Origin of the sequence: Flavobacterium sp. (assembly GCF_044377315.1) — a bacterium.
Lineage (GTDB): Bacteria > Bacteroidota > Bacteroidia > Flavobacteriales > Flavobacteriaceae > Flavobacterium.
Map to the genome: position 1 here is coordinate 18,704 of NZ_JBILJG010000014.1, position 13,288 is coordinate 31,991.

Annotated in this window: 11 protein-coding genes; 2 read left to right on the forward strand and 9 right to left on the reverse strand. The window is 32.4% G+C overall.

Annotated features, from left to right (window positions below; all coding sequences use genetic code 11):
- Window positions 1–11: 11 nt before the first annotated feature.
- From ACIQ66_RS06010 to cphA, 9 genes are all read right to left on the reverse strand, one after another.
- Complete coding sequence (locus tag ACIQ66_RS06010) at window positions 12–413, reverse strand: OsmC family protein (RefSeq protein WP_396211889.1); 402 nt, start codon at window positions 411–413, stop codon at window positions 12–14.
- Window positions 413–2,419, reverse strand: a complete 2,007-nt coding sequence (locus tag ACIQ66_RS06015) for a LysM peptidoglycan-binding domain-containing protein (RefSeq protein WP_396211890.1) — start codon at window positions 2,417–2,419, stop codon at window positions 413–415. Before ACIQ66_RS06015 ends, ACIQ66_RS06010 begins: the two co-directional genes overlap by 1 nt.
- A gap of 17 nt (window positions 2,420–2,436) precedes the next feature.
- Complete coding sequence (locus ACIQ66_RS06020) at window positions 2,437–3,222, reverse strand: LysM peptidoglycan-binding domain-containing protein (protein ID WP_396211891.1); 786 nt, start codon at window positions 3,220–3,222, stop codon at window positions 2,437–2,439.
- Between the two features lie 17 nt (window positions 3,223–3,239).
- Window positions 3,240–4,769: a glutamine-hydrolyzing GMP synthase gene (gene guaA / locus ACIQ66_RS06025; RefSeq protein ID WP_396211892.1), complete on the reverse strand. Its 1,530-nt coding sequence runs from the start codon at window positions 4,767–4,769 to the stop codon at window positions 3,240–3,242.
- Window positions 4,770–5,166: 397 nt separating this feature from the next.
- Complete coding sequence (locus ACIQ66_RS06030; RefSeq protein ID WP_396211893.1) at window positions 5,167–7,029, reverse strand: U32 family peptidase; 1,863 nt, start codon at window positions 7,027–7,029, stop codon at window positions 5,167–5,169.
- Between the two features lie 194 nt (window positions 7,030–7,223).
- A complete protein-coding gene (locus ACIQ66_RS06035) occupies window positions 7,224–7,478 on the reverse strand; it encodes a Txe/YoeB family addiction module toxin (RefSeq protein WP_396211894.1) in 255 nt (84 codons plus the stop codon).
- On the reverse strand, window positions 7,475–7,726 hold the full coding sequence (locus tag ACIQ66_RS06040) for a type II toxin-antitoxin system Phd/YefM family antitoxin (protein WP_396211895.1): 252 nt from the start codon (window positions 7,724–7,726) through the stop codon (window positions 7,475–7,477). Before ACIQ66_RS06040 ends, ACIQ66_RS06035 begins: the two co-directional genes overlap by 4 nt.
- Window positions 7,727–7,799: 73 nt before the next feature.
- On the reverse strand, window positions 7,800–8,255 hold the full coding sequence (locus ACIQ66_RS06045) for a DUF1569 domain-containing protein (protein WP_396211896.1): 456 nt from the start codon (window positions 8,253–8,255) through the stop codon (window positions 7,800–7,802).
- A gap of 70 nt (window positions 8,256–8,325) precedes the next feature.
- Window positions 8,326–10,947 carry a cyanophycin synthetase gene (gene cphA / locus ACIQ66_RS06050; RefSeq protein ID WP_396211897.1) on the reverse strand — a complete coding sequence of 874 codons (2,622 nt, stop codon included), beginning with the start codon at window positions 10,945–10,947 and terminating at the stop codon, window positions 8,326–8,328.
- Between the two features lie 251 nt (window positions 10,948–11,198).
- Between cphA and lipA the strand changes: the two genes are divergently transcribed.
- Window positions 11,199–12,068, forward strand: coding sequence for a lipoyl synthase (gene lipA, locus ACIQ66_RS06055; protein ID WP_396211898.1), 870 nt, complete (start codon window positions 11,199–11,201; stop codon window positions 12,066–12,068).
- A gap of 31 nt (window positions 12,069–12,099) precedes the next feature.
- Window positions 12,100–13,089 (forward strand): type I glyceraldehyde-3-phosphate dehydrogenase, encoded by a 990-nt coding sequence (gap, locus tag ACIQ66_RS06060; RefSeq protein WP_396211899.1) that lies wholly within the window; start codon window positions 12,100–12,102, stop codon window positions 13,087–13,089.
- Window positions 13,090–13,288: the final 199 nt, after the last annotated feature.

Genomic DNA, 13,288 nt, shown 5'->3' on the forward strand with positions numbered 1-13,288 from the left:
TTGGTTAGTTCTTATTTCCAATTAAAAGTTACTTCTTTTTCTATATCAGGATTAAGGCTTAGTAATACTGGACAAGTCATCGCACTTTTTTCTAAGATAGTTTTGTTTTTTTCTGAAGTTTGGATTGCCATATCAAGAATAACCACAATTTTTGCAATTTTTCTTGGTTCGGATTGCATAATTTTGGTAATAGAAACGGTTGAATCCTTCAGTTCAACTTCCAAATCTTTCGACTTTATAGCCATTATTGAAACCATACAACTTCCTAATGCTGTGGCAACTAAATCGGTTGGTGAGAAAGCTTCTCCTTTTCCATGGTTGTCGGTTGGTGCATCGGTTAGAATTTCGGTTCCTGATTGTAAATGAATGCAAATTGTTCTTAACTCGCCAACATAGGTTATTTTTGAAGTCATTAATTTACAGGCTTTATGGTTAAGTCTTCTTGATATTCTAAAATATAAATACCTTTATTTATATAACCTTCAGCATCTTTTTTGATATATTCAAATTTAGATTCCAATTGTTCGGTTTTATCTTCTTCCAAAGATTGTGTTATTGATTTGTCTTGTGATAAGCGTAACATGGTGTCAAAAGTTATATCAAAACCACGAGTTGCAAATTGATTAGGAACTGTTTTGTTTTTCTTTTTATAGTCAATTTCAAATAAATTTAATTCGTTTGAACCGCTATCTCTAGTTAATGATGGATAAAGTAATTTTAAATTTGCAATAGAATTTACTGAAATCTCTTCAAAATCAAGTGTTTCATTTGGTTCTAAAATCACTAACTGTTGTTCGTAAAAACGCATTTCTTTAGACATTAGTTTTAGAACTGATAGTATTGTTCCAGTCTTTTCGGTATCTAAAATTATATAATTTTTCACATTTGTATCATATAACGATTGAAAATTTCCGGTATCTAAAACTCCTGCAGCAGATACTTGAGCAAAAGTTGCATTTGGATAATTTTTAGAAATAAAATCTCTGTTAGCCGATTTTTTGACATCATTTACAACGATAATATTACCATTTTTGGCAACTAAATAATCGAGCATGAACTTTTTAATAAAATCGGCAGATGGCATCGATTGATATAAATTAGGATATGGTTTTCCAATTTCTTTAGATAATGGTGAAATTACTGGGACATTTTTCACCAATTCAGCAACTTTTTCGGCATATTGTTGGTAAAATGGTCCTATAATTGCATCTGCATTTTGAAGATTATTTTCTTTTATTACTTTTTCAACTGATGAAGACGCTTTACTTTCTTCAGAATCTAAAATTTTAACATCAAGATTTAAACCTAGAGATTTTCCGTATTCAATAGCCATTAAAGCACCTGAATAAAAATCTAAAGTCATATTAAGAAAGTTGTCTTTTTTTAATCTAACGCTTAGGTTATTAATTGAGTCACTTTGTATTTTTGCAGCATTAAAAGGGAACAACAATACCAACTGTTTTCTTTTTTGAGAGTTGATTGACTTAGTTAAATCTTTGAATTTTGAGTTTGTCAAAATAGTTAAAGAACTTTTTGCGGGAACAATAAGTTGCATTCCGTCTTTTACACCGTCTTTTAAAATTGGATTTAATTCGATTAAATCATCTTGTGTGATTTCTAAAGTTTGCGATAAACTGTATAAAGTTTCTTTAGCTTTTACTTCGTAACGAGCATAACCAGCTTTTTTTTCTGGAATACTAACTTCTTCGTCTTTAGTAACGATAGTTCTATTTTCAGATTCTTTACCCTTTGCTTCTTTTTCCATCGAAGTTTCAACTTTTGCTAATGAAACCTCATTAACTTTTAGTTTGAAACCTATTGGTAAGCCTGAAATTATTTTTGGATTTATTTTTTCTAATTCAGAAATAGTCATTCCGTATTTTTTAGCAATTCCAAATTTTGTTTCTTTAGGTTCAACAATATGAAATTTAAAATTTTCATTTACGGGTTTATCAATTACTTGAACCGTTTTGACAGGCTCAATTACTTTTACTTTTTCAGGAGTAAGAGGAACGTTAATTTCTTCTTTAACAGGAGTATTTACTTTTACAGAGGGAATTTTTATACTTTGACCAATCTTTAAGCCTTCAGTTAAAATAGCTTCATTAAGATTTTTTAAATCCCCAAAAGAAACTTTGTAATCTCTAGCAATACCGTAAAGCGTCTCTTTTGGTTTAACCACATGCACATTAGAAGACAAACTTGATGATTTTGTAATTACCAAAACATCATTTTCTTTAATTCCTGCCTTGGCTGTTGGGTTTAATTTAAAAATATCATCAACTTTAACTTTGTATTTTTTTGATATTTGATAAATTGTTTCACCACTAACAACTGTGTGACTAACTTCAGTTTCTTGAGCAAAAATAAAGGTTGTCATCAAAAACAAAAAACAAAGAAAAATTCTAAATATAGTCATGGTTTTGGTAAAAATAATTATTTTTTTGTAATCGTTAGTGTTTGCCCAATTTTGAGTCCATTAATCAATGAAGATTGATTTTGCTTTACTATCTCATCAACTGTAGTACCATATTTTTTTGATAAACTATATAACGTTTCTTTAGGTTCAACAACATGTGTAATAGCTTGAAATTGAGAAGCAACTTCTTTTTCTTTTGGTTTTGAAACTTCTGCTACTGGCGTTTTAGTTGAACCAATAGAACTTTCACTACTAGCAATTTTTTTAGTTCCTGGTATTTTTACAATCATTCCTATTTGTAGTCCCGAAACAGCAATTTGTTCATTGCTAAGTTTGATTTCGTCGGCAGAAATACCATATTTTTTTGACAAACTGTAAAGAGTTTCTTTTGCTTCAATAACATGGTCAATTTCAGAACCTCTATCTATAACAACTATTTCTTTTTCAGGTTGTTTAGTCTCAACTTTAGGTGCTTGAGTGACTTTTGCCACTTCCTTCTTTTCGGGAGATTTGGCAATAGGTTGTTTTTTAACCAATTCTTTAACTTTTTCATCTACCAATACTGGATCCTTTACAGGAACTGGAATTTGTAGTATCATTCCTTTAGAAATACCATCAATTGCAAATTTATTCAGTTGATAAATTTCTCCTGGATCAACTATGTATTTCTTTGAAATTAATTTCACTGTTTCACCAAATTCAACAACGTGATTTATCAATTCATATTCTTGATTTTTATTTTTCTGAGCATTTAAGTTTTGTAATAAAAAAACTACGATTAAAAAACTAAAAATTCTTTTCATTTATCAAAATATTTTAATTATTCCCATTCAATTGTTGCTGGTGGCTTAGAGCTTATATCGTAAACTACCCTATTAACACCTTTCACTTTATTTATTATATCATTGGATATTTTCATCAAAAAATCATACGGCAAATGTACCCAATCTGCCGTCATCCCATCAGTAGATTCAACGGCTCTCAAGGCAACTACCTTTTCATAAGTACGTTCGTCTCCCATTACGCCAACGCTATTTATTGGCAGTAAAATTGCACCTGCTTGCCATACTTTATCATACAATCCCCATAACTTTAAGCCATCAATAAACACAGCATCTACCTCCTGCAATATACGAATTTTTTCATTATCAATGGCACCTAATATTCTAATTGAAAGTCCCGGACCAGGAAATGGATGTCTTCCTAAAAGTTCATCATCTATTCCGAGTGTTCTTCCTACTCTTCTCACCTCATCTTTGAACAACATTCTCAAAGGTTCTACGATGCTCAACTTCATGTAATCTGGCAATCCACCAACATTATGATGCGATTTTATAGTAGCACTTGGTCCTTTTACCGAAACAGATTCAATTACATCTGGATAAATAGTTCCTTGTGCCAACCATTTTACATCTTCAATTATTTTAGATTCATCGTCAAAAACTTCAATAAAAACTCTTCCTATTGTTTTTCTTTTAGTTTCTGGATCAGAAATTCCTGAAAGCTCACTCAAAAAGCGTTCCGAAGCGTCAACACCTTTTACATTCAAGCCCATTCCTTTATATTGTTCTAAAACGTTTTCAAATTCATTCTTGCGAAGCAATCCATTATTAACAAAAATACAAAATAAATTTTTCCCAATAGCTTGATGTAATAAAACTGCTGCTACTGTTGAATCTACACCTCCTGAAAGACCTAAAACAACCTTATCATTTTGAAGCTTTTCTTTGAGTTCACTGATCATTTCTTCAACAAAAGCATTTGGTGTGAAACTTTGAGAAACTTCTGCTATTTTGACTAAGAAATTCTCCAATAACTTCAATCCATCGGTTGAATGATAAACTTCAGGATGAAACTGAATTGCATATGTAGTTTCGCCTTCAATTTTGTATGCCGCATTTTCAACATCATGCGTACTAGCTAACTTTATTCCGTTAGTTGGAAGTGTTTTTATAGTATCGCTATGACTCATCCAAACTTGTGAATTTTGAGAAATTCCATCAAAAAACAATTCATCTTCTTTGATATAATTCAAATTAGCTCTACCATATTCTCTAGTGTTGGATGAAGCTACTTCTCCACCGCTGAAATGAGCTAAATACTGAGCGCCATAACAAACAGCTAACATTGGTAATTTACCTCGAATCTTTGACAAATCAGGATGTGGAGCATCTTCGGCTCTTACCGAAAATGGACTTCCGGAGAGAATAACCGCTTTATAACTTGCTAAGTCGTCAGGAAAATGATTATAAGGAAAAATTTCGCAAAAAATGTTTAATTCGCGAACGCGTCTGGCAATAAGTTGCGTGTATTGTGAACCGAAATCTAAAATAAGTACGTTGTGTTGCATGTGCAAAAATACTATTATAGATTGAAAATAAAAATTCAAGTTAGACTATTTTGAAACAATCAAAACAAAAACTGATTATTTAATTGATTTTCAGACTTATATTAATTCAAGTGTACTAATTTTCATTTTGTTTTGTTTTCAACATTAGACAAAGAAACTTGCAAACTTTCATTCTATAAATTTTACAAACCAAACAGACAGAGCCATTTTTTTTGAAAAAAAAGGTAACGAACAAATAAACATTATAGAGAAATCCTTTCGGATAAACAACTATAAAAATTGGATTATTATAGTAGAGAGTTAGAAAAAAATCGGTAAATAATATAACTATGATTGTTTTTATTACCCTAGGAAATAATAAATTAAAAACAAGAAACAAGAATATTCTATCTAGGAATTAATCCTCTTCAATTTCAAACTCTGCATCTTTTTCCCAAATTTCCATTTCGCATGGTTTGCAATTGAATTTTAGTTTATACTCTAACTCGCCTTGTTTCAATACTAATGGTTCTTTTAACTTAGCTTCCATAGTATCCTTATGATATTTTGGACATTTTTCTAATTCGTATTTGATGCAATATTTAGTAGTCATTACACGAGATTTTCCGGGATCCCATTGCAATTCGAATGCTTTTTCTATTTCTGTTACGCCGTGTCTTTCGTAGAATTTACGAGCCGTTTTGTTAGCAACATTATACATAAAATCCAATTTAGTTTCTGGATAAGGATGTGATGTTTTAACGATTTGATGTTCTTCACGAACATAATTTGTCAAACGAATTTCTGACAATTGCTCATAAACCGTTCTACGCATTTCATTGATTTTTGAAATAGGTAAAAACCAATTTTGAGAGAATTCAATTAAAATTTCATCAGCATTATATGGTGTAAAACCTGTTTTGGCTAAATTTATTTTAAAATTTTGCTCAATCGACTCATTATTTTTTGTTTGCTCTTTTGGATGAACTATCGATACAACGCTAACATTTCCATCTTCATCGGTCGCTTTCAGCTCAAAACCATTTTCATTTTCCGATAAAAGTAAAGTGGTACTTATTTTTCGAACGGCACTATCTTCACGTTCAACAATTTTGATAAAAGCAGTGTCGTTATTTCTATATATGAAAGTTCCGTCTTTAATTTCTTTCAAAACATTTGGATAAATAAATCCATTTTCAGCTCGATTTACATAAATTCCATCGGCTTCATTGTTTTGGTTTATAAAACACAAACCATCACCATTATTTAGTAATTCTCCATTTTCAATTTCATACGAATTTCCAGCTGTTCTAATAAGCTTACCAATATACTGCCCTTTTGATTTTGGACTTTCCCATGAACCGATTGCTTGATGTCTTTCGTTTACAAAATAATCTGTATAACCCCGATTGAACGACTTGTCTAATGAAGATTCAAAAGTATAAGATGATTTTCCTGATGAAGCTTTGGTAAATCTATCACTATTTTGTTCTAAAAACGCATCTAATTTCTGACGTAAATACGATACATTATTTTTGACATAAACGATATCTTTCAAACGGCCTTCAATTTTAAACGAACAAATTCCTGCTTCAATTAAATTTGGAATCTGATCAGATACATCAAAATCTTTTATAGAAAGTAAGTGACTGTTTTTGATTAAAGTATCACCATTACCATCAATCAAATTATAAGGTAATCGACAGTTTTGCGCACACGAACCACGATTAGCAGAACGTTCACCATTGGCAACACTCATATAACAATTTCCGCTGAAAGAAACACATAATGCACCAGTTACAAAGAATTCCAATTCAACATCGGTTGCTTCACTAATTTCTTTTATTTGATGCAAATTTAATTCGCGCGCCAAAACAACACGTTTCATTCCGGCATCTTTAAGGAATTTTATTTTATCAGCGTCACGATTATTAGCTTGCGTACTTGCGTGAAGAACTATCGGCGGCAATTCCATTTCCATAATCGCCATGTCTTGAATGATTAAGGCATCAACACCAATGTCATATAATTTCCAAATTAATTGACGGCACGTTTCTAGTTCATTGTCATATAATATAGTATTAATTACTACAAAAACTTGAGCATTAAAAAGGTGAGCATATTTTACTAATTCGGCTACATCTTCAATAGAATTGTGCGCATTGGAACGAGCTCCAAATTGAGGCGCACCAATATAAACAGCATCGGCACCGGCATTTATTGCTGCCATTCCGTGAATTAAATCTTTTGCAGGAGCAAGAATTTCAATTTTCTTCTTCATATAATTCCTTAAATAAAAGTGTGCAAAGGTCTTATATTTATTGGAGAAATCTAAATTAAATTGAATTTTTAATCTAAAAGAAAATTGAATTTTTATTGAAAAGTTTTGATTTTGTCATTTCGACGAAGGATAAATCACATAAAAATTTAAGCTAATGTGATTTCTCCTTCGTCGAAATAACAAGTTGTAACATACTAATTGTAATGATATCTACATGAAATAATAATTAAATCCTCTTCAATTATCGTGTAAACCAATCTATGTTCACTATCAATTCTTCGTGACCAATATCCTTGAAGTGCATGTTTTAATGGTTCGGGATTTCCAATACCTTCAAATGGAGTTCTAACTGTAACTTTGATTAATTCATTGATTCTTTTAAGTTTAGATTTATCAATTTTTTGCCAATAAAGATAGTCTTCCCAAGCTTGAATTTGCCATGTAATCATTCTTCAATGATATTTTTTTTGATTGTTTTTTTGCTTTTAACATCTTCGACAGCTTTAAGCAAAATATCTCTGTTTTTTCCTGATAATAAGTAATTTGTTTCTGTCAAAGAATTATATTCATCTTGAGAAATTACAACTAAATTCTTATTGTTCTTTCTAGTCACGAGAACTTCTTCCATGTCATCAGTAACACTGTCTAACCATTTTTTTAGGTTCAAACGTAAGTCGGAGTAGTTGATTACTTTCATTGATAATAATGTATATATTTAATGCAAATGTAAATAATAAATAACGTAATTACGTACTTAATTACGTTATTTATTATTTACAAATATCATTTACAATTTTCAAATGATGGTTGGTATGTAATTTCAAAAACCACATTGTAGATTTTTTATTCAAATTCCCAAAAAATGGATGTGGAAAATAGGCGTTTTTATCAAAAGAATCCCATTCTTGAAGTGCTGATTTTACTTTTTGCAAACTTAACAATAGTGATTCTTCGGAAATAGTATCGTCAGGTAGAACTACTTTTGGAGCTTTGGCTTTACCTCTTGGAATAAAACCCAAAATTGAAATAAACAACTTGCTTTTATTAAACTTCCATTGGTATTCTTGAGGATTAGAGTTTTTAACAACTAAAACAATTTGATAAATAGTTTTCAAACTGTGTTCAATTTGCCAACCAACCGTTGCATTTGAAACAGAAGGATTGGTCTTTTCGTAAAAAGGAATTTTGGATTCTAGTTGTGAAATGAGGTTTTGTATGTTTTGCATACTTTAAAATTTGAAAAAATCCCAAAAACCGATTGGAATTTGGGATTTTGGTCATTAAAAATTTATTGTTTTAAACATTTTCTTCTTGTTCTTTATCCAAATAGGCTTGAACAATTTCAATAGCATTAGTAACTACGTCGCTTAATGCTATGATAAATGTTCCATCTTCGGCATTGTCAATTGCGTGTTTGATAGCTTCAGTTTCTTTAGAAATGATTTCATGAGTGACTGTTTTGCCAGAAGCTGCAATACCTTCCATGATTAGACCAATGATTTCTTCTTCGGTTCTTCCACGTAAATATTTTTCCTGACGAATGATGATGTGATCAAACATTCGAGCAGCAATTGTAGCACATTCTTTAATATCTTCATCTCGTCTATCGCCAACTCCGGCAATAATTCCGATTTTTTTGGTAGCTTCAACACTACTTAAATATTCTTCAACACCTTTATATCCTGAAGGATTATGAGCAAAGTCAATTAATACTTTGAATTTTTTGAACTCAAAAATATTCATTCTACCGGGTGTTTGTGCCGCACTTGGAATGAATGTTTGCAACGACAAACTAATATCTTCGGTTTTAAATCCTTGTAAATAGGCTGCTAAAGTGGCTGCCAAAACATTGGAAATCATAAATTTAGCCTTTCCTCCCATTGTTAACGGAACATGAGTGGCTCTCTCTACACGAATTTTCCATTCACCTTTTTTGATGGTGATGAATCCGTTTTCATAAACGGCTACAATTTTTCCTTCTTTTGCAAATTGAACTACTTTTGGATTGTTTTCATCCATTGAAAAATAAGCAACATTGCAACTCAATTCGTTTGCAATTTTCAAACATTGGTCGTCTTCTGCATTTAAAATTGCCCAACCATCTTTTTTGATACTGCGCACAACAGTAGCTTTTACACGAGCTAAATCATCTAAAGTGTGAATATCAGACAATCCTAAATGGTCAGCTTGAATATTGGTAATGATTCCGATATCGCAACGACTGAAACCTAAACCTGAACGAAGAATTCCGCCACGAGCCGTTTCTAGAACAGCAAATTCAACCGTTGGATCTTTCAAAATATATTCTGCAGAAATTGGTCCTGTGGTGTCACCTTTTTCCATCAAATGGTTTTGAACATAAATCCCATCAGATGTTGTGAAGCCAACACGGTAGCCATTATTTTTTACAATATGCGCCATTAAACGTGTCGTTGTAGTTTTTCCATTCGTTCCTGTAACGGCTATAATTGGAATTCTACTAGGTTTTCCGGGAGGATAAAGCATATCAATTACTGGAGCAGCTACGTTTCTTGGTAAACCTTCGCTTGGTGCTAAGTGCATACGAAAACCTGGTGCAGCATTAACTTCTAAAATACAACCGCCGTTTTCTTTTAGTGGTTGTGTTAGATTTTCTGCCATAATATCAACACCACAAATATCAAGTCCGATAACTCGAGAAATTCTTTCACAAAGGAAAATATTTTCTGGATGCATCATATCTGTTACGTCAACAGAAGTTCCACCAGTACTTAAATTAGCTGTTGATTTTAAATAAACTACTTCGTCTTTTCTTGGAACTGTTTCTAATGTATATCCCAATTTTTCTAATAAATCAGTTGTATCTCTATCAACATCAATCTGAGTTAGTACATTTTCATGACCATAACCACGTTTTGGATCTAAATTAGTTTCGTCAATAAGTTGTTGGATATTTTGTTTTCCGTCTCCTTTTACGTGAGCTGGTTCTCTTTTTGCAGCTGCCACTAATTTATTGTCAATGATTAAAACTCTAAAGTCATAACCTGTGATGAATTTTTCTACAATTACTCTATGACTGTATTTTTTTGCATAAGCCAAACCTTCTACAGCTTCTTCCCATGTTTTTACGTTGATTGATGCCCCTTTTCCATGATTACCATCTAATGGTTTTAAAACGATTGGATAACCAATTTTATTTACGACTGCTTCTAAATCTTCTTCATCAACACAGATTCCGCCACTTGCGACAGGAATGGATGCTGCGTGTAACATTTTCTTTGTTTGTTCTTTGTTACAAGCAATATCTACAGCAATACTACTAGTTTTACAAGTAATCGTAGCTTGAAAACGCATTTGATTTACACCATAACCTAACTGTACTAATGAATTTGTTCCAAGTCTAATCCAAGGAATATCGCGTGCAACGGCTTCCTCAACAATACTTCCAGTTGAAGGTCCAAGTCGAACTTGTTCACGAATTTCTCGCATTTTTTGAATGTCAACTTCTGGATTATAATCGGTTCCTTCAATTAATGCTTCTGCTATTCTAACTGATGCTTCTGCTGCATACAAACCAACATTTTCTTCGGTGTAACTAAAAACTACGTTATAAATCCCGGGAGTTTTAGTTTCACGAGTTCGTCCGAAGCCAGTTTCCATTCCGGCAAGGGTTTGAATTTCTAGAGCGATGTGCTCAATAACGTGTCCCATCCAAGTCCCTCTATCAACACGTGAAAAGAAACCACCACGACAACCTTCGGAGCAACGATGTTCTATCATTGTGGGAAACATAGCTTCAATTCGTTCACGAAAACCTTCAATTTTATTTGTAGGGCGTTCTTCTAAATCTTCTAAATCTAATCGCATTTGGATTAGCTTTTTTCTTTGTACACTCCAAATATTTGGCCCACGTAACGCTTGAATTTTATCAATCTTCATATTCTAAAGGTATTTCGTTTTGTAATGATTGTAATGGATTTGTTAAAAATAGAAAATATTTGTTACTCTGAAACATTTTTTTTGAGAAAAAATGCTTTTTTTATTGATTTTATTATAGTTATATTGACTTTCAAGGTTTTGAAATTAATAATTATAAATAATCTCAATTACAATATAATAAAAATCGTGATTTTGAGTATTAAATTACTAACACAAGTTTGTTTATCTTTGCATTTCAAAATTTTGTTTTTATGGAAACCGTTGTCAAAAATACACTTCCAATAGGAAAACCAAAATGGCTAAAAGTAAAATTGCCAATTGGTCAAAAATACACTGAACTTCGCGGATTGGTTGACAAATACCAACTAAACACTATTTGCACTTCTGGAAGTTGCCCGAATATGGGCGAATGTTGGGGCGAAGGAACCGCAACTTTTATGATTTTGGGCAATATTTGCACACGTTCATGTGGTTTTTGTGGTGTAAAAACGGGTCGTCCGGAAGATGTTGATTGGGCTGAACCAGAAAAAGTTGCTCGCTCTATCAAATTAATGAAAATAAAACATGCCGTAATTACAAGTGTTGACCGAGACGATCTAAAAGATATGGGGTCTATTATATGGTTAGAAACAGTAAATGCTATTAGAAGAATGAATCCTTCTACAACACTTGAAACATTAATTCCAGATTTTCAAGGAAACACAAAAAATATTGATCGAATTATAAAAGCAAATCCCGAAGTTGTTTCTCACAACATAGAAACCGTTCGTAGATTAACTCGTGAAGTTAGAATTCAAGCAAAATATGATAAAAGTTTGGAGGTTTTACGTTATTTGAAAGCACAAGGAATCCGTAGAACCAAATCGGGAATTATGCTAGGATTAGGCGAAACAGAAGCTGAAGTTATCCAAACCATGCAAGATATTCGTAATCAAGATGTAGATATTATAACCATTGGTCAGTATTTGCAACCAAGTAAAAAACATTTGCCAGTAAAAGAATTCATTACGCCAGAGCAATTTGAAAAATACGAAAAACTAGGAAAAGAAATGGGTTTCCGTCATGTAGAAAGTGGTGCATTGGTGCGTTCTAGTTATCATGCCGAAAAACACATTTTGTAAATACGAGGTACGAAGTTAGAAGTACGAAATAATGAAAATAAAAATTGCTATTAATGGTTTTGGGCGTATTGGACGAAGTCTTTTCAGATTACTTCTCAATAATCCTACTATTGAAGTTGTGGCGATTAATGATATTGCCGATAATCGAACGATGGCACATCTTATAAAATATGATAGTATTCACGGCGTATTAAATTACGATGTTACTTTTGATGACAATCATATTTTTGTAGATGGCAAAAAGTATTTGTTTTATCACCAAAAAGAGATTTCAAATTTAAATTGGGAAAATATCGATGTTGTTATTGAATCAACTGGAAAGTACAGAACTTTTGATGAAATCAATCAGCATATAATTTCGGGTGCTAAAAAAGTTATTCTTTCGGCGCCATCCGAAGTTGAAGAAATCAAAACTGTAGTTTTGGGCGTAAACGAACACATTCTAGATGGTAGCGAAACAATTGTTTCCAATGCAAGTTGTACGACCAATAACGCTGCTCCTATGATAAAAGTGATTAACGAACTTTGTGGCATCGAACAAGCGTATATTACAACTGTTCACTCGTACACAACCGATCAAAGTTTACACGATCAACCACATAAAGATTTGCGAAGAGCACGTAGCGCAAGCCAATCGATTGTACCAACAACAACTGGTGCCGCAAAAGCATTGACTAAAATATTTCCAGAAATGGAAGGTAAAATTGGTGGTTGTGGCATTCGAGTTCCAGTCCCTGATGGTTCGCTGACCGATATTACTTTCAATGTGAAACGCGCCGTAACAATTGACGAAATTAATGCCGCTTTCCAAAAAGCATCGCAAACCAACTTAAAAGGAATTCTAGATTACACCGAAGACCCAATAGTTTCGGTAGATATTATAGGAAATAGAAACTCATGCCTTTTTGATGCACAACTTACATCGGTTATTGACAAAATGGTAAAAGTAGTCGGCTGGTATGACAACGAAATAGGCTATTCGAGCCGAGTTATTGATTTGATTTACTACATTAATAAGTAGAATCGAATGGCTTGGGCATTTTTAGCAATGGTAATTGCCGCTATTGGAACTCGTCTAGCTCTAAAAAACGATACTCAAACAATTCAAGTTATTATTAGTTCCAACTTGTGTTCATGTAATAAGAGTAGAGTTGTTTCCTTGTTCAATTAGTTACTGCTTTTATAAACAAAGCTTTTTTAATAGCCCCGATTGCAGAGTA